We start from the raw sequence: 17,270 nt of genomic DNA, 5'->3' as shown, positions 1-17,270 counted from the left end.
ACGGCTATACGAGCGCCAACGTATAGCTTAGTGAATATAAAAGAACTTTTCTATTCCGCATTTTTTTCCACAACAATGCATAAGCCAACCTTCGAATTCGCGGCCGCGCGGAGACGAATAGTCGGCATTGAGGAAAGACTGGGGAGACGGGCCATGGGGGGCTTCGGGACGGCATGCAGGATAAAATCCTTCTGATTGAAGATTCCATTGCGCTTTCCATGCTGCTGAAGACGCGGCTTTCGGAAGAAACGGAGGCTGAGGTATTCCATTGTGACAGCATGGCGGCGGCTGATGCCCTCATGCAGGAGCATAATTTCACGCTGGCGTTGACGGGGCTCAACCTGCCGGATGCGCCGAAGGGCGAGATTCTTGCACTTTTATCCGAGCACAAGGTGCCGGCCATCGTTTTCACCGCCACGGTGGATGACGAGGCGCGCAAGCGCTACGCCGAAAAGAAGATCATTGACTATATCGTCAAGGACGGTCATCGCACCGTCGATGCGGTCGTCAGAACCGTCCAGCGGATTTTGAACAACAAGCTATTCTCCGTTCTCGTGGTCGACGATGTGCGTGCGGCACGGTCCGGCCTGGTGGAAATTCTGGAGCGGCAGAATTTCAGGGTCAGCGAGGCCCATTCGGGCAAGCAGGCGCTGGAAATCCTGTCGCAGAACCCGACGATCCAGCTCGTCATCACCGATTATCATATGCCTGACATGGACGGTTATGAGTTGACGCGCCGAATCTGCGACAGCCGCTCATCCGAGGATTTGCGGGTTATCGGCATATCCTCCTCCACGGACCGGCTGCTTTCGGCAAGCTTCCTCAAGGCTGGCGCGTCGGATTTCGTCTACCGTCCCTTCGTGCCGGAAGAATTGCAGTGCCGCATCGACAACAATATCGAGACGTTGAAGCAGCTGAAGCGCCTGCGCGAACTGGCGGAACGTGACCACCTGACCGGCCTGCCCAACCGCCGCTCCTTCTTCGAGCGTACCCGGGCGCTGATGGACGTCATCAACGACAATGACGAAAGCGGCGCCGTCGCCATTCTCGACATCGACCATTTCAAGAAGATCAACGACACGCTGGGCCACGATGCCGGCGACAGGGCGCTCAAGAAGTTGGCCGAGCTGCTGCATGACATGTGCGACGAGCAACGCCATATCCCCGCCCGCCTCGGCGGCGAGGAATTCGCGGTGTTCCTGCGCGGGCTGGATGCGCGGGCTGCCTATGCCTTCTGCGAGGAACTGCGCGAACAGGTGGAAAAGAACGGCCGGCAACTGAGCGGCAGCAGCCTGGCACTGACGATTTCGCTCGGCGTCGTGGAGATCGAAAAGGGCGAACCTTTCGACAACCAGCTGAATGCCGCTGACCAGCTGCTCTATCTCGCCAAGGCGAATGGCCGAAACCGCGTCTATTCCGACATCATGATAGCTGAAGGGCTGCAAAAGATCGGGCGGAACGGGTGATAGCTCCAGAGAGCTCGTTATCCGCGTGATCGAGCGGGAGCCGCTTGTTTCTTCTCCCCTCCGGGGGAAAAAATACGCGGCAACGTCAGCCGGCGGATAACAAGCCTCGCACACCGCGCAAAGACCTCAAAACAGCGACATCTGCCCCTCGTCCTTCGGCGGTTTGATCTTTGCCAGCGGCACGCTTTCCGGCACCGGCTCGATGAGATCGGCCCCGACATTGGCGACCTTGTTGACCTTCTCCGAGACGGGAATCATCTCGAAAAAATCATCCTGAACCGGCCGCATCAGATCGGCGACCTCGCGTGGTTCCTGGGTCTTGCAATCCAGCCAGCGACTGAAATCCTCCGGCGCAATGACCACGGGCATACGGTCGTGAATACGGCCGATCGTGGCATTGGCGGCGGTTGTGAGGATCGCGCCGGTATCGACCTCCGAGCCGTCGGCGGAAGACCAGGTTTCCATGAGGCCGGCGAAGCCAACGATGCCGCCGTTTTTCGGGCGAATGAAATAGGGCTGTGGCTTGCTGCCTTCCTCCTTTGGCGGGCGTCGCCATTCGTAGAAGCCGGTGGCGGGCACGAGCACGCGGCGATGGCGCATGGCGGCGCGGAAGGAGGCCTTGCCGATCGCCGTCTCCGAACGGGCGTTGATAAGCAGCGGAAAATCCTTGGGGTCCTTTACCCAGCCCGGCAGGAAACCCCAGCGGACGAGCACGGCGCGGCGGTTGGGCAGATTGCTGCCCCGCTCCTGCCGCTCGCCTTCCATGACGATCAGGATGGGTTGGGTCGGCGCGATGTTGAAACGGGCGGGAAAATCCTCGAGGCCGATCAGATCAAGATAATCGGCGATTTCTTCCGGCGTCGCCTCCAGCACGAAACGTCCGCACATGGCCTTCTCCTCAACCCCTCGGCCCGAACAGGATAATGGCGGTGCCGGCAAGGCAGACGACGCCGCCGGCAATATCCCACCTGTCCGGCGCATGCCCTTCCACGCCCCAGAGCCAGAACAGCGAGGCGGCGATGTAAATCCCGCCATAGGCGGCATAGGCCCTGCCCGCCGCCTCGGTCGGCACCAGCGTCAGAAGCCACGCGAAAGCCGCCAGCGCCACCATGCCGGGCAACAATATCCAACCGGTCTTGCCGAGTTTCAGCCAAGCCCAGAAGGAAAAACAGCCGGCGATTTCCGCAAGAGCCGCCAGAACGTAGATAAGATAGACCTTCATTCCACCGTCTTTAGCATGCACAATCACGCCCGTTCCGGACTATAACCATTGGCGCGGAAACCGGAATCGATTTTTCCGAGCCATGATACCACTATAGACAGGCCGGAAACGGCCGAAACAAGCGAAACCATTCATGACCCTTCGTATCAAGCCCCGTGCCGCTTCTTCCGCCATCGTCAGGAATGGCGACCGGCTGCTTCTGGTGCGCCGCATCAACCCGCCATCCAAGGACATGTTCGCCTTTCCGGGCGGACGGGCCGAAGAAGGGGAAACCCCGGCCGAGACTGCACTGCGCGAATTGCAGGAAGAAACCGGCATCGTCGCCCGCCGGCCGCAGCTTTTTGCGACCTACGATCTTCCCTCGCGAGATGCGGCAGGCGTGCTCACGAGCCACTATTTCCTGTCGGTCTTCACCGTGGAAACCGATGCCGATCCGCTGGTGACGGTGGGGGACGATGCGGCGGATGCGGGCTGGTACACATTGGCGGAAATTCGCCTTCTGCCGGCGCCCGAAAGCGTCGTCGAATGCGCCGAGCGTCTGCTTGCATGATTGCCAGCCAGCCAGAATCGCTATTATTTAGGACCGATCCGCCCGCCGGATGGTCACGAGCCAACAGTTCACGAGTATGTGTGGGGCAGAATAGAATTTTGATACGGCCAACCATCTTCCTGTCTCTTTTTCTGACAATGCTTGCCATATCAGGGCAAGGGATCGTCGCTTATGCGCAGCCTTCAAAATCCGTTTCCGAGGCGCGTCCCGCGGACGCGGCACCGCCCAAACCTGCTCCTTATGACGACAAGCTGGCGCGGCTTTCGGAAATATTGGGCGCGGTGCAATACTTAAGAACCCTGTGCCCCTCTTCCGGACCGGAAGACTGGCGCAAATCGATGAGCGACCTGCTGGCAGCGGACACGGCCAGCGAACCCGAACGACGCCAGCGTATGACGGCCGCATTCAACCGTGGATATCGCTCTTTTGCGGCCATCCACACCAGTTGCACACGCGCCGCCATCATGGCAGAAGAGAACTACCGTAACGAAGGGGCAACACTCGCGCAGGAAATCGCGTCCAGGTTCGGAAATTAAAGGTTTATTAACCTCTTTTCGCCGCAGCCCGTGCCGTTTTGATAAAAGGCTGCTAGTGTTGTTAACAGGGTGGTAAGGACTTGCCCGCCCTGTCGAGGATGAAAAATGCAGACAAGCCGTAACGAAATCGACGATATGATCGTGCATGAAAAGATGCAGGTCGCTCTGGAACACCAGAACGAGGCATGGGCTGACGGCATGGCCGACGGCATCGAGCCTGAGATCATCGCCGATGCCGCGATTGCTCTGGCCATGCGTGAAACCATCCGTATTCATGGCGAGGCCGGCGCGGAAGCAATGCTGGAATCGCTGCGCCAGCGTATGCTTCAGGGCGAATTTTCGCCGCAGCGGGTAATACAGTAAAGCCGGAGTCTACCATGTCTTGCCTGAGCAAGGGGCTTTTGCGCTCTTCCGCCCTGCTGTCCATCCTGCTTGCGTTTACCGCCGGCCCGATCAGTCTGCCTGAAAAAGCCTTTGCCCTATCCGAGCTGAAACCCGTGCAGAAGGGCCAAAGCGAACCGCAGGCGCAGAACGGCGAACAGGCACAGCCTGCGGAGCCTGACGAGGTTGAAGGCGATTCGGAAGGCATTCCCCTGCCCGACCCGCTGGTTGACCGCTCCGCCAACCAGACGAACCAGCAATCCGCCAAACCAGACACCACGCCGGAAATGTCCGTTGTCATCGAGCACGATATTTCCAAGGCGCCGGAGCCTGTGCGCAAGCTGCGCCAGCAGATCATCGATGCCGCTGCGTCAGGCGATATCGAGAAACTGCGGCCCTTCATCGCCGCCGGGCAGAATCAGCTCCGCATCGACGGCAGCGACAGCGAAGACCCGATTGCGGCGCTTAAAAGCTATTCCGGTGACCCTGACGGCCTGGAAGTGCTGGCGATCATCATCGACCTGCTGTCGACCGGTTATGCCCATGTCGATGCCGGCACGCCCGACGAGGCCTATGTCTTCCCCTATTTCGCCGGGAAACCGCTGAATACGCTGACTGCGCCGGAAAAGGTGGAGTTGCTGCGCATCATCACGGCGGGCGATCTGGCGGATATGCAGGAATATGGCAATTACAGCTTCTACCGCATCGGCATTTCGCCCGATGGCAAGTGGAAGTTCTTCACCGCCGGCGATTGATCTCATCCCGGCGCTTGCCGTTCTCAGGTAAAAATCCTAACTGTGCGGAATGAGCATTCCGGCAAAGTGCATCCGCCGCTTGCCGGATATTTAATAGTCTCGACGAACCGAACGGTGACGCCATGTCTTCCGCCTTTCTTGCCGACCGCCGCCTGATCCGGGTTTCCGGCACCGGCGCCGAGGAATTTCTGAACAATCTGATCACGACCGATGTCGAAAACCTGCCGGAAGGCGAAGCCCGCGCATCGGCGCTTCTCACGCCGCAGGGTAAGATCCTGTTCGATTTCCTGATCTGGCGCGACGGCGGAGACTATCTGGTTGAAACGGGTGCCGCCGAGCAGGATGCCCTGCTGCGTCGCCTGACCATGTACAAGCTGCGCGCGCCCGTCGATCTGAAAGCTGAAGCCGTGGAAGGCGTCAGCGTTTTCTGGGACGACAGCGCGCCGGAGACAGGCGTTCGGGATGGCCGTTTCGCCAAGGCGAATGTCGATCTCTGGCGTGTGCCGGGCGCATCCGCCTCTGGCGAGGCCGCAGCCTATGAGGCACTGCGAATAGAGCACGGCATTGCCGAATCCGGCCAAGATTATGCGCTGCAGGATGCTTTTCCCCATGATGTGCTGATGGATGTGAACGATGGCGTTTCCTTCAAGAAGGGCTGCTTCGTTGGCCAGGAAGTCGTCTCGCGCATGAAACATCGCGGCACGGCGAGACGGCGCGTCGTGACCGTTTCGACTGACGGCACACTTCCCGTCAACGGGACGGAGATAACCGCCAACGGAAAACCGGTCGGCGCGCTGGGAACCGTTCACGGCAACAGGGCGCTTGCCATCGTGCGGACCGACCGTATTGCCGATGCGCTTGCCGCCGGCACGCCGCTCCTTGCCGGTAATGTCGAAGTGAGCGTGGCCCTGCCGTCGTGGAGCGGTCTCTCCTTCCCGGCGAGCGATCCGGCGGCTCGGGCGGAGGACTGAGAGTGACGCCCGCAAAAAGCCCGCGCGCCTGGCAGCGCATGCTGTCCGGCCGGCGGCTCGATCTGCTCGACCCTTCGCCGCTCGATGTGGAAATCGCCGATATCGCCCATGGCCTTGCCCGCGTTGCCCGCTGGAACGGGCAGACGCGCGGCGACCACGCCTTTTCCGTCGCCCAGCATTGCCTGATCGTCGAGACCATTTTTGGCCGCATGTGCACCGTTGCCACGCCTGACGAGATGCAGATGGCGCTTCTGCACGATGCGCCGGAATATGTGATCGGCGACATGATCTCGCCCTTCAAGTCCGTCGTCGGTGGTGGTTACAAGACCGTGGAGAAGCGGTTGGAGGCCGCCGTGCATCTGCGTTTCGGCCTGCCACCGCATGCGTCGCGAGACTTGAAGGACCGCATCAAGAAGGCCGATACGGTTGCCGCCTTCTTCGAAGCGACCGAGCTTGCCGGTTTTTCCACCGCCGAGGCGCAGAAATTCTTCGGCCTGCCGCGCGGCATTACCCGCGACATGTTCGATATCACACCACTTCCTTCGACGGAGGCACAGAGACTGTTCATCGCGCGCTTCGAGGCAATCGAGACGCTGCGCGTGACCAGGGGCGGGACTGCGACATGACGGCCATTGTGGTATCGCCGCTCTCGCGGATCGCCGAAATGGCCGTAAGGCACAAGGCCCGCGAAATGGTGACGCTGATCGCCGAAGAGCAGAACTTTCACCGCCCGGCCGTCATTACCGCCGAGCGGCATCTGACGCTTGCCATGAACGATATCGCCTTCAAGGGCACGGGCGATCTTATTGCGCCTGATGATGCGCATGTGCTGAAGCTGATCGATTTTGCGCGGGAATGGGATCAATCCGCGCCGCTGCTCATCCATTGCTGGATGGGGATTTCGCGCTCGCCGGCGGCTGCCGTCATTGCCGCACTCAGCCTTTATCCTGATCAGGATGAGAACGAGCTTGCGCTTCGCCTGCGCGCCGTATCCCCCTATGCCACGCCCAATGCCCGCATCATCGCCATAGGCGACCGGCTGCTGGGGCGCGAGGGCCGGCTCATCAAGGCCATCAAGGCGATCGGCCGGGGGGCGGATACCAATGGCAACGTCCCTTTCGTGCTGCCGCTTGGCGGATAAGGCCCGATTCTGGGCGGAACCGCTGCGGCACCCATTCGTTACCAATCCTGAACGGCAATAAAATCATGGGATAATTCATGGAACAACAGGCAACCGATATCCTCGTCGCATCGCAGACGGCTGTGCGGCAGGCGAGCGCGCTGGCGGTGCAATATTCCTTTTCGGTCATCGGTGCGCTGCTGCTGCTGATCATTGGCTGGCTGGCGGCCACCTTCCTGCAGCGCTGGGCGTTTCAAGGCCTCTCGCGCATCCGCGGTTTTGATGCAACGCTTGCCGGCTTCTTCGCGGGCGGCATCCGTTATGTCGTGCTTATTCTGGTCATCGTCATGGTGCTTGGCCAGTTCGGCGTGCAGACGGCCTCCATTCTCGCGGCTCTCGGCGCTGCCGGTCTTGCCATCGGTCTTGCGCTGCAAGGCACGCTGCAGAACATCGCCGCCGGCATCATGCTGCTGGTTTTGCGCCCCTTCCGGGTTGGCGAATATATCGAGACCAGCACGGTCAACGGTACGATCATTGAAATCGGGCTGTTTGCCACCGAACTCAAGACGAGTGACGGGCTTTATCGGCTCGCGCCCAATTCCACGCTCTGGAATGTGCCGATCACAAATTACAGTCGCTTCCCTTCGCGCCGTCACGAACTGAGCCTGACGGTCAAAAACGACGAGGATCTGGCTGCCGCGCAGGATATGCTGATGCGCGTAGTGCGTTCGGAAAGCCGGGTGCTGCTGGACCCCGCCCCCGTGACTTTCGTCGATTCCGTCAGCACCGACAGCGCCACCGTGAAGTTACGTTACTGGGTGCGCAGCGACAGCTATTTCGCAACGACCCGCGATGTGACGAAAGCCATGAAACTCGCTTTTGACGAACGCAAGGCTGAGGTAAGCGCACAGCCCGCCTGAGGCCTGACGGCTCACCCTTCCCGCATATTTTCAAGCGAGGTGGCTCAAACAGCCATCGCGCTTTTTCATGACTGCACATCGACACGCACCCTTGCATCCCGTCAAAGACGCCTCTATAGGTCCATACGTAATGTTATTACGTTACCTATCTTGATCACAGACTGAAGAGGGCCGAAATAATGCAGAAGACACTGATCCGCGTCACCGGCGCGCTCGCGCTTGGTTCCATGCTGCTGGCGGCTGCCGTGGCAACCGCTGCCGGCGGCGACAAATCCGCTGCCCACAGCCATGACCATGGTCATGACCACCAGATGACCGAGGCGGAAAAGCAGATTTACAAGGGATACTTCGAGGATGCCCAGGTAAAACCGCGCGCGCTTTCCGACTGGGAAGGCGACTGGCAATCGGTTTATCCCTATCTGCTGAACGGCTCGCTCGACAGCGTCATGGCCGAAAAGGCCGCACATGGCGACAAGACGGCGGCCGAATATCGCGCCTATTACGAGATCGGCTACAAGACGGATGTGAACCGCATCCTCATCAAGGCTGACAGCGTCGCATTCTACAAGGACGGCAAGCCCGCTGAAGGCACCTATGTCAGCGACGGTCATGAAATCCTGACCTACAAGAAGGGCAATCGCGGGGTCCGCTATATCTTCAAGAAAACTGCCGGCGACGAGGCCGCGCCGCAATTCATCCAGTTCAGCGACCACTCCATCGCTCCGGTCAAGGCCGGCCATTACCATCTTTACTGGGGCAATGACCGCAAGGCGCTGCTGGACGAAGTGACCAATTGGCCGACCTATTATCCGTTCCTGATGGACGGTGCTGATATCGTCAAGGAAATGGCGGCGCATTGAGCCGTCACAGGCTCACGGCTTTCCCTGACCTGAAGAATGCCGAGCGCGTGCCTCTTTCGCCTTCTCCCCGCCGGGGAGAAGGTCGCGGCAGCGGGTTGAGGGGGCAAGCTCGCCGCATATCGCTGCCGTTGCCCCGTCATCCGACCCTTAGGGCCACCTTCTCCCCGCCGGGGAGAAGAAACTAGCGGTAACCGCTTACTGCCCCATGGTGGAACGATGCGCCCACCCGGTCATCCGGCGCTCCAGCCAGGCCATGACCGCATACATGGCAATACCTTCCACCGCGAGCATCAGCAGACCGGCAAAGACGAGCGGCACATTGAACTGGCTCTGCGCCGAACTCATCATGTTGCCCAGGCCATAATTGGAGGCGACGGTTTCCGAAACGACCGAGCCGACGAAAGCAAGCGTGATGGCGATTTTGAGCGAGCCGAAGAAATAGGGCATGGACCGCGGAATACCGACCTTCAGCATGATGTCCATCTTCTTGGCACCGAGCGCCCGCAGCACGTCTTCGGTTTCCGGCTCGATGGTGGCAAGGCCAGTGGCGACATTGACGACGATGGGGAAGAAGGAAATCAAAAAGGCGGTCAACACCGCGGGAACCGTGCCGATGCCGAACCAGATGACGAGGATGGGCACCAGCGCCACCTTGGGGATGGCGTTAAAGCCGATCATCAGCGGATAAAGCCCCGCATAGATGGTTTTCGACCAGCCGATGAACAGGCCGATGGCGAGACCGGCGGCCACAGCAATGGCGAAGCCCAGCGTCGTGGTGTAAAGTGTCTGCAGCGAATTCTTCCAGATCGGCGACCAATATTGCACGATGGCCTGTCCGACCCTGACCGGCGACGGCAGGATGGTGGGCGGCATTTTCAGTGCGTAGACGAGCAGTTCCCACAGCACGAAAAGTGCCAGCGTATAAAGCCACGGGGCGGCCTTCACCCAGTTGACTCGCGCAATCAGTGGTTTGGGTGGTTCGGCGGCCACGGTGCTTTCTACGATCGCGCTCATGCCGCCACCCTCGCCTGCGCGATTTCGCCATGCAGTTCCTGCACCATGTCGTTAAAACCCTTGTCATACATGATATCGAGCTGACGTGGTCTGGCAAAAGGCACGCGGTGTTCCGCCAGCACACGGCCGGGCCTCGCGCTCATCACAAAAATCTTGTCAGCGAGAAAGGTCGCTTCGCGCAGATCGTGAGTCACCAGAATGATGGTGACACGCTGGGCGGCGTGCAGGTCGCGTATGACGCACCACAACTCCTCACGGGTGAAGGCATCGAGCGCGCCGAACGGCTCGTCAAGCATCAGCAATTCCGGCTCGTGGATCAGCGCACGGCAGAGGTTGGCGCGCTGCTGCATGCCGCCGGAAAGCTGCCACGGATATTTTGAACCGAAGCCCTTCAGGCCGACTATTTCCAGCAGGCGCTCGGCTTTCGCGACATATTCTGCCTTGTGGGCGCGCAGGCGACGACGGTGTTTCTCGACGATCTCCAGCGGCAGCAGGATGTTCTCCAGCGTCGTGCGCCAGGGCAGCATCGTCGGGTTCTGAAAGGCCATGCCGACGATGGAGACCGGCTCCGTGACCTGCCGCCCGGCAACGATGACATTGCCCCTTTGCGGAATATGCAGACCCGTCACCAGCTTCATCAGCGTGGACTTGCCGCAGCCGGACGGGCCGACCACAGCCGCGAATTCGCCCTTGTCGACTGTCAGATTCAAACCGGATACGGCCAGCGTTCCGGCCGACCCGCCGTAGCGCATGTCGACATTATCTATTTCCACGAGATGTGACATCGCGATCCCCATTTTCAGGCTGGAACGGGCGCTTATGGCCTTCGTTACTCCCGCCGCAATTCCTTAGGCTGCCGGCTATACCCGGCGTTGCCGCTTGTTTCTTCTCCCCGAAGGGGGTGAATGTGGCCCGAAGGGTCGGATGAGGGGGAAACGTCAGCGGTAGACCGAGAGCTTGCCCCCTCATCCCGCTGCCGCGGACTTCTCCCCGGCGGGGAGAAGAAACCTGCGGCACCCGCTCATTTTACCCATCAGGGAAGCATGCGCTCTTCCTTGGTCGGCAGGTAGGTGGCGTCGAACACCTGCTCCGCCTTGACGTTGCCCTTCAGGCCCATCGACACCTTGAGCGTTTCCAGTGAGGCGGCAAGCCGGGCCGGATCGACACCGCCCATGCCGTTTTCCACCACATAGGGCGTCTTGATGTTCATGCTGTTGGCCATGTTGAGGCGTTCCAGCTCGATGGCGCTGTCGAGCGTCTCGTTGCGCTTCAAGACAGCCGCCACGCCCTCTTCCGGGTTCTTGACGGAATCGGCGAAGCCCTTGGCCAGCGCTTTCAGAAAACCCTTCACCGCTTCAGGGTTTTTCTCAGCGAAATCAGTGTTTACCAGCACCGCATTGCCATAAAGATTCAAGCCATGCTCAGCCATCAGGATGGTCGATATGTCGTCATCGGCAATGCCCTGTTTCTTGAGATTGAGAATGACGGAAAAGGCAAAGCCGAAAACGGCATCGACGTCGCCCTTGGCGAGCATCGGTTCACGCACCGGGAAACCGATCGATTCGATCTTGATCTTGCTGTCATCGAGACCCGCCACCTGCTTGAAGGCCGGCCATTGCGCAAAGGCGCCATCCGGCGGCGGAGCGCCGAGCTTTTTGCCTTCCAGCGACTTCGGATCCCCGGTAACACCGAGCGACTTGCGGCCAACGACGGCGAAAGTCGGGCGCTCATAGACCATATAAACGGCCTTGACCTTCTGGCTCGGATCCTCGTCGAGGAACTTCATCACCGAGTTGATATCGCCAAAACCCATCTGGTAGGCGCCGGTTGCAACACGCGGGATGGCCTCGACCGAGCCATTGCCGCTGTCGATGGTGACATCCAGGCCCTCGGCGTTGAAATACCCCTTGTCGAGCGCCAGCAGGAAGCCGGCGGCCGGTCCCTCGAATTTCCAGTCAAGCGTGAATTTCACTGGCGTTTCGGCATAAGCACCCGTCACCGGCAACGAAAAGCCCGCGATCGCACCGATGGTGGCAATGGCCAGCGTTCTGGACAACAACCTGCGCGTTAAAATCATCTATTCCCCCTGATGGTTTTGCTTGATTGGTTGCATAAGACCCAATCCAAACCCTCAAGGCAAGATAAAATTGCATACAAAATCGCCATTATTTTGTATGATTATTTTATGTGCATGAATGATCGAGACGCAGGCAAAAAGCTGGCGCCTCTGCTCATCCCGCGTGCAACAAAGGCGCAAAAATACTGTTCACACAGAGAACACATCGTTCTCATTTGCCGGGGTTGCGGATCGGGGGCAGCGTGGGACAAATAGGGTTCGAACAGCAGGCGAAACGGTGGGACGACGACATGAATTCTGCACTGGGCATCCATCACATCACCATGATCACCCGGAAGGTGCAGGCGAATGTGGATTTTTACGCCGGTTTTCTGGGATTGCGGCTCGTCAAACGCACGGCAGGCTTTGAAGACGCCATGCAGTTGCACCTGCTTTACGGCGACGACATCGCTTCGCCCGGCTCGCTATTGACCTTTCTCGTCTGGGAAGATGGCGGTCAAGGCCGTGTCGGTTATGGCCAGACACTTGAAATCTCCGTTGCAATCGATCCGGCCGCCATCGGTTTCTGGTTGACACGGGCGCTGAAATTCGGCTTCCGCGCCGAGGGACCGTCCGATGAATTCGGCGCTCCCGTCATCCGGCTGAAAGACCCTGACGGCCTGATCGTCAAGCTGGTCGGCACCCACGCCTTTGCCGACGCGACACCGCATGTGACGGCCGATATCCCCGCCGCTGAAGCCATTCGCCGAATCTATGGCGCAACCATGCTGAGCGAAGTGCCGGAAGAGACCGTGGCATTTCTGGAAAAACACTTTGGTTACCGGCAAGAAAGCCAGGCGGGCGCCATACGCCGGCTTATTTCCGACAGCGGCGACATCATAGACGTGCGTGACGCGACCGGCTTCTGGTCCAGCGCGCCCGGCACCGGCACGGTCGACCACATCGCCTTCCGTGCGAAGGACATGGATGAGCTGAACGCGGTTCTCACCGGGTTGAAATCGCTGAATTCCAGCACCACCAACGCCCACGACCGGAAATATTTCCACTCGCTCTATGTCCGTGAACCCGGCGGCGTACTGATTGAAATGGCGACCGACGCCCCCGGCATGACGGTGGACGAACCGCTGGAAACGCTCGGCGAAGAATTGTTCATTCCGCCCCTCTTCATGAAGGACGAGGCGGATGTGCGCGTTGCCCTGCCGCAATTTTCAATGCCGGGCGAAGAGCGGATCGTTTATCGCGACCTGCCTTTCGTGCACCGGTTCTACACGCCGCATGAGCCCGATGGCAGCACCATCATCCTGCTGCATGGCTCCGGCGGCAGCGAGACGAGCCTGATGCCGCTGGCACACAGGGCAGCCCCCGGCGCCACCCTGCTTGGCGTGCGCGGCCGCAGCACCGAAGAAGACGTTGCCCGCTGGTTCCGGCGCTTTCCCGATTTCAGCTTCGACCAGAAGGATATCCTCTCGGAAGCGGAGGCTTTTGCCGCCTTCGTGGAAGGAGCAAGCCGCGCCTATGGTCTCGATTGCTCGAAACTGCGGTTCATCGGCCATTCCAATGGCGCGAACTTCTATGCGGCCTTTGCGGCGCTTTATCCGGAGCTTGCCGGCGACGCCCTGCTCTACCGCCCGATGCCGGTTCTTGAAACATGGCCGGAGACCGATCTTTCCGGCCGCAGATTCCTGCTTGTTGCGGGAGAACGCGACAAATACCGCGACGGGGCGAGCGTGCTGCAGGGCAAGCTTGCGGCGAGCGGCGCAACGGTTGAGGTGGAAACGCTCGAGGATGGGCACGAACTCGGGCTCAGCGATATCGAAGTGGCGCGGCGCTGGCTGGCGGATGTTTCCTGACACGCGAGATGTAGATAAGTCCAGCGGGATCCGCTCGTTCACTCCCTGATAACCCCTGCCACATATCAACCGGGCCTTGCATAAATTCACCAAAAGGGCTTTAAAAACAGCTTCATAATTGGAGAGCCCGTTTGGACATCCCGCTGTTTATCCTCGCCCTCGTTGCGGCCTTCATCTACACATTGGTCGCGAGCATCCGCAATTCCAGCCGAATCAAGTCTCTTGAACGGGAGGTTCACAGCCTCAAGCGGCTGATGGCCGCGGGTGTGGCGGCTCCCGTGATAACGCCGGCAGAGAGCGCGGAAGCCACGGAGAAACCGGATTTCGCCGCGGAAACGGAAAGCGAAACCGCGCCGGGTGAAACAGCCTTCCAAGCTGAATCCACATCTGCGCCAGAAGAAGCCGCAGCCACGGTCGCGCCGGAAGAGATCACGCGCGAGGACGCACAGCCCGCACCTGTCACAGCAACTGTCGAGATACCGGCAGCGAAGGAAAGCTTCGAAAGCCTGCTCGGCGCGCGCTGGGCGGTCTGGGCCGGCGGGCTGGCGCTGGCGCTTGGCGGTATTTTCCTCGTCAAATATTCGATCGAATCGGGGCTCTTGAGCCCGGCGGTCAGGCTGTCGCTCGCCGCCATTTTCGGCCTCGTTCTCGGCGTTGCCGGCGAAGCGATCCGCCGCAAGGCGGTACCGGGCGTTGCCACCACCTATTCCAACGCCATGATACCGGGTGTGCTGACGGCGGCCGGTGCATTGACGCTGTTCGGGGTGGTTTACGCAGCCTATGGCATTTACGACTATATCGGCCCAGGCACGGCGTTTATCCTGCTTGGCCTCGTCGCCTTCGCCACCATCGGCCTGTCGCTGCTGCACGGACAGGCGCTGGCCGGTCTTGGCCTGCTCGGTTCGATGCTGACGCCGGCCCTGATTTCCACCGATACGCCAAATATCTGGGCGCTTTTCGTGTTCCTGACCGTTGCCTGGATGGCTACCGCTGCAGCAGCGCGCCGGCAGGGCTGGACGGTGGTTCCCTCACTTGCCAATGCCGGCCTCGGCCTCTGGGCGCTCGGTTATATCGGTTTTTCCGATACGATCAGTGCGGAACCGCCGACGCTTGCCCTGCTTATCATGCTGGCCGGCACGATCTTCCTCTGGCCCGGGAAGCAGCACGACACCCCGCCCGCAAAAGCGGCCGAAACCGCTGCTCCCGAGCGGCGCGCGGTTCGCGTCATGCGGCTTCTGCTACGCCCGTCGCTCGCCATCAATCTCACGGTATCCATGGCGGTCATTCTGCCGGCCATCGGCTTCCTCTTTGCCGAGGGCAGCATCGACACCCATCCGGCACTGGTCGTTTCGGCACTCATTGCTGCACTCGCAGCCCTTGGCGCTGCCCGCCACTATGCGGTCTGGCCGGCCATCATTGCCGCCCTTGGCGCACAGACTGCGGTATCGCTGATGTCGCGGCAGGGCATCGACTTCATCGGGCTCATCAATGATACCGGCGTAACGCTTCCGCCTGTAGGAACAGGCTACACCGCGGAAATCGCCATGGCGCTCGGCCTCGGAGCGATCCTGGTGCTGTGCGCCTTCTCCTTTCTGAAGCGCAAGGGTGCAGCGGATACGGATTTTGCCCAGCTCTGGGCGGGGATCGCCGCACTTTTCCCGGTCTGGCTCGGCACGGCAAGCTTCGTCGAATATGGCAATCTCGGCCGTGACTGGCTGCATGCGGCCTATGGCCTCGGCCTCGGTTTTGCACTGATTGCGGGTGCTGAATGGCTGCACCGACGGAACAATGAGGCCTATCGCAAGCCACTCAACATTCTCGTTCTCGGTTCCTTTGCCGCTTTCGCGCTCAGCCTTCACACGCTGACGGAAGGGCTGGTGACAACCGTGCTGCTTTCCGTCATCGGTTTCGTCTATGTGCTGGCAAGCCGTTACCGCAAATGGGATGTGCTGCCCTGGGTGATGGCGGTGGCAAGCGTTGCCGTTCTTGGTCGCATTGCCTGGGAACCCACCATCGTCGGGCCGCAGAACCTCGACACCACGCCGGTCTTCAATGCGCTTCTTCCGGGTTACGGCATTCCCGCCCTGCTCGCCGTCGCCTCGGCATGGCTGCTGCGCGACTGGCCGGGTGTCCGGGCGAAGAACTTCCTGCAGGCGATTGCCAGTGTCATGGGACTTCTGGCCGTCGCCATCCTCATCCGCCATGCGATGAACGGCGGCACGCTCGACAACAGCGTGCCGACGCTCGGCGAACAGTCGATCTACACGCTGCTGACCATTGGCTTCTCGGGCGTGCTGATGACGCTCGATCTCAAGAGCCCCAGCCCGGTCTTCCGTTACGGTTCGATGATTGCCGGCGTGATTGCCGTCATCAATGTGCTGACGATGCATTTCTTCACGCTCAACCCGTATTTCACCGGCGAGAATACCGGCCGCATCCCGGTCCTCAACCTGCTGCTGATCGGCTACCTTCTGCCGGCGCTCGCCTATGGCGGCCTTGCCTATTACGCGCGCGGAAAACGTCCGCCGCCCTATGTCAGCATGCTGGCGGTGGCGGGAGCCGCACTCGGTTTTGCCTGGGCCACGCTTTCGGTGCGCCGTTTCTGGCAGGGCGAAAACATCGCCGACTGGAAGGGTTTTATGCAGGGTGAGACCTATAGCTATTCCGTTGTCTGGCTGCTGATCGGCGTGCTGCTGCTCGTAATCGGCTCGCGCTTTAACGCCCGCAGCCTGCGTTTGGCATCGGCCGCTTTCGTGCTGATCTCGGTTGCCAAGGCCTTCCTGATCGATATGAGCAATCTTGAAGGCGTGCTGAGAGCCCTGTCCTTCATTGGGCTCGGCGCGGTGCTGATCGGCATCGGCCTGTTCTACCAAAAAATCCTGACCCGGAAGCCGCAGGCATGATCGCGGCCGAGGCTTTCGCGCCCTATGCGGCGCTTGCGCAGGATTTGATACCGCACGCCGCCGATGCGGGCGACGGCTCGCATGATCTTGCCCATATTCACCGCGTCTTCCGCAACGCCATGCGCATCCATGCGGGCGAAGGCGGGGATGGCACCGTGCTGGCGGCCAGCGTGCTGCTGCATGATTGCGTGGCGGTGGAAAAGAACTCGCCCCTGCGGGCGCAGGCCTCACGGCTGGCGGCGGAAAAGGCGGCGGGCATTCTGATGGGGCTTGGCTGGAAACAGGCGGATATAGATGCCGCCGCTCACGCCATCACCACCCACAGCTTTTCCGCCAATATCGAGCCGCAGACACTGGAGGCTAAAATCCTTCAGGATGCCGACCGGCTGGATGCCATCGGCATGGTGGGCGCAGCGCGCTGCTTTTATATTGCCGGGCGAATGGGCTCAGCACTTTACGATCCGGTCGACCCGCTGGCGAAGGAGCGCCCACTTGACGACCGCGCCTTTGCCATCGACCACTTCGAAACCAAGCTGTTCAAGCTGGCCGACGGTTTTCGCACCGAGACAGGCCGGCAGATGGCCACGGCCCGTCACGAGCGGCTGAAGCAGGTGCTGGACCTGTTTCTAGACGAGATTTGAGGAG

General features: G+C 60.4%; 18 protein-coding genes. 13 read left to right on the top strand and 5 right to left on the bottom strand.

What is annotated here, in order from left to right:
• Positions 1 to 173: 173 nt before the first annotated feature.
• Positions 174 to 1,466 (top strand): diguanylate cyclase, encoded by a 1,293-nt coding sequence (locus ACFVTJ_RS08280; RefSeq protein WP_386906277.1) that lies wholly within the window; start codon positions 174 to 176, stop codon positions 1,464 to 1,466.
• Between the two features lie 126 nt (positions 1,467 to 1,592).
• Here the strand turns inward: ACFVTJ_RS08280 and ACFVTJ_RS08275 are convergent, their stop codons facing one another.
• On the bottom strand, positions 1,593 to 2,354 hold the full coding sequence (locus ACFVTJ_RS08275; RefSeq protein WP_386906275.1) for an SOS response-associated peptidase: 762 nt from the start codon (positions 2,352 to 2,354) through the stop codon (positions 1,593 to 1,595).
• 10 nt (positions 2,355 to 2,364) lie between these two features.
• Positions 2,365 to 2,688 (bottom strand): YnfA family protein, encoded by a 324-nt coding sequence (locus ACFVTJ_RS08270; RefSeq protein WP_137003223.1) that lies wholly within the window; start codon positions 2,686 to 2,688, stop codon positions 2,365 to 2,367.
• Positions 2,689 to 2,821: 133 nt separating this feature from the next.
• On the opposite strand from ACFVTJ_RS08270, the gene ACFVTJ_RS08265 reads away from it, so the two are divergent.
• From ACFVTJ_RS08265 to ACFVTJ_RS08225, 9 genes are all read left to right on the top strand, one after another.
• Complete coding sequence (locus ACFVTJ_RS08265) at positions 2,822 to 3,238, top strand: NUDIX hydrolase (RefSeq protein ID WP_386906273.1); 417 nt, start codon at positions 2,822 to 2,824, stop codon at positions 3,236 to 3,238.
• A gap of 98 nt (positions 3,239 to 3,336) precedes the next feature.
• The gene (locus tag ACFVTJ_RS08260) at positions 3,337 to 3,774 is read left to right on the top strand and encodes a TIGR02301 family protein (RefSeq protein ID WP_386906912.1); all 438 of its coding nucleotides are present in this window, start codon (positions 3,337 to 3,339) and stop codon (positions 3,772 to 3,774) included.
• A gap of 105 nt (positions 3,775 to 3,879) precedes the next feature.
• Positions 3,880 to 4,137 carry a hypothetical protein gene (locus tag ACFVTJ_RS08255; RefSeq protein ID WP_003501987.1) on the top strand — a complete coding sequence of 86 codons (258 nt, stop codon included), beginning with the start codon at positions 3,880 to 3,882 and terminating at the stop codon, positions 4,135 to 4,137.
• 14 nt (positions 4,138 to 4,151) lie between these two features.
• Complete coding sequence (locus tag ACFVTJ_RS08250; RefSeq protein WP_386906270.1) at positions 4,152 to 4,910, top strand: hypothetical protein; 759 nt, start codon at positions 4,152 to 4,154, stop codon at positions 4,908 to 4,910.
• Positions 4,911 to 5,032: 122 nt separating this feature from the next.
• On the top strand, positions 5,033 to 5,881 hold the full coding sequence (locus ACFVTJ_RS08245; protein WP_386906268.1) for a YgfZ/GcvT domain-containing protein: 849 nt from the start codon (positions 5,033 to 5,035) through the stop codon (positions 5,879 to 5,881).
• 2 nt (positions 5,882 to 5,883) lie between these two features.
• A complete protein-coding gene (locus tag ACFVTJ_RS08240) occupies positions 5,884 to 6,507 on the top strand; it encodes a YfbR-like 5'-deoxynucleotidase (RefSeq protein ID WP_386906266.1) in 624 nt (207 codons plus the stop codon).
• Positions 6,504 to 7,022: a tyrosine phosphatase family protein gene (locus ACFVTJ_RS08235; protein ID WP_386906264.1), complete on the top strand. Its 519-nt coding sequence runs from the start codon at positions 6,504 to 6,506 to the stop codon at positions 7,020 to 7,022. Before ACFVTJ_RS08240 ends, ACFVTJ_RS08235 begins: the two co-directional genes overlap by 4 nt.
• Before the next feature lie 77 nt (positions 7,023 to 7,099).
• A complete protein-coding gene (locus ACFVTJ_RS08230) occupies positions 7,100 to 7,921 on the top strand; it encodes a mechanosensitive ion channel family protein (protein WP_386906262.1) in 822 nt (273 codons plus the stop codon).
• Positions 7,922 to 8,100: 179 nt separating this feature from the next.
• Entirely contained in the window at positions 8,101 to 8,781 is a 681-nt protein-coding gene (locus tag ACFVTJ_RS08225) for a ZinT family metal-binding protein (RefSeq protein WP_386906260.1), read from the top strand.
• Positions 8,782 to 8,976: 195 nt separating this feature from the next.
• Here the strand turns inward: ACFVTJ_RS08225 and ACFVTJ_RS08220 are convergent, their stop codons facing one another.
• From ACFVTJ_RS08220 to ACFVTJ_RS08210, 3 genes are all read right to left on the bottom strand, one after another.
• Positions 8,977 to 9,795: an ABC transporter permease gene (locus tag ACFVTJ_RS08220; RefSeq protein WP_386906258.1), complete on the bottom strand. Its 819-nt coding sequence runs from the start codon at positions 9,793 to 9,795 to the stop codon at positions 8,977 to 8,979.
• Entirely contained in the window at positions 9,792 to 10,580 is a 789-nt protein-coding gene (locus ACFVTJ_RS08215) for an ABC transporter ATP-binding protein (RefSeq protein WP_386906256.1), read from the bottom strand. The genes ACFVTJ_RS08220 and ACFVTJ_RS08215 overlap by 4 nt, the downstream gene beginning before the upstream one ends.
• A gap of 248 nt (positions 10,581 to 10,828) precedes the next feature.
• On the bottom strand, positions 10,829 to 11,872 hold the full coding sequence (locus tag ACFVTJ_RS08210; protein WP_386906255.1) for an ABC transporter substrate-binding protein: 1,044 nt from the start codon (positions 11,870 to 11,872) through the stop codon (positions 10,829 to 10,831).
• 290 nt (positions 11,873 to 12,162) lie between these two features.
• Here ACFVTJ_RS08210 and ACFVTJ_RS08205 point away from each other — a divergent pair, with 290 nt between their 5' ends.
• The 3 genes from ACFVTJ_RS08205 to ACFVTJ_RS08195 all read left to right on the top strand — a co-directional run bounded on the left by ACFVTJ_RS08205 (position 12,163) and on the right by ACFVTJ_RS08195 (position 17,266).
• Complete coding sequence (locus ACFVTJ_RS08205) at positions 12,163 to 13,722, top strand: VOC family protein (RefSeq protein WP_386906253.1); 1,560 nt, start codon at positions 12,163 to 12,165, stop codon at positions 13,720 to 13,722.
• 131 nt (positions 13,723 to 13,853) lie between these two features.
• Positions 13,854 to 16,625 carry a DUF2339 domain-containing protein gene (locus ACFVTJ_RS08200; RefSeq protein ID WP_386906251.1) on the top strand — a complete coding sequence of 924 codons (2,772 nt, stop codon included), beginning with the start codon at positions 13,854 to 13,856 and terminating at the stop codon, positions 16,623 to 16,625.
• A complete protein-coding gene (locus ACFVTJ_RS08195) occupies positions 16,622 to 17,266 on the top strand; it encodes an HD domain-containing protein (protein ID WP_386906249.1) in 645 nt (214 codons plus the stop codon). The genes ACFVTJ_RS08200 and ACFVTJ_RS08195 overlap by 4 nt, the downstream gene beginning before the upstream one ends.
• Positions 17,267 to 17,270 lie beyond the last annotated feature (4 nt).

Origin of the sequence: Agrobacterium sp. NPDC058088 (assembly GCF_042885035.1) — a bacterium.
Taxonomy (GTDB): domain Bacteria; phylum Pseudomonadota; class Alphaproteobacteria; order Rhizobiales; family Rhizobiaceae; genus Agrobacterium.
Note: the sequence above shows the minus strand (reverse complement) of the source record. Positions and strands in the feature narration are given on the sequence as shown.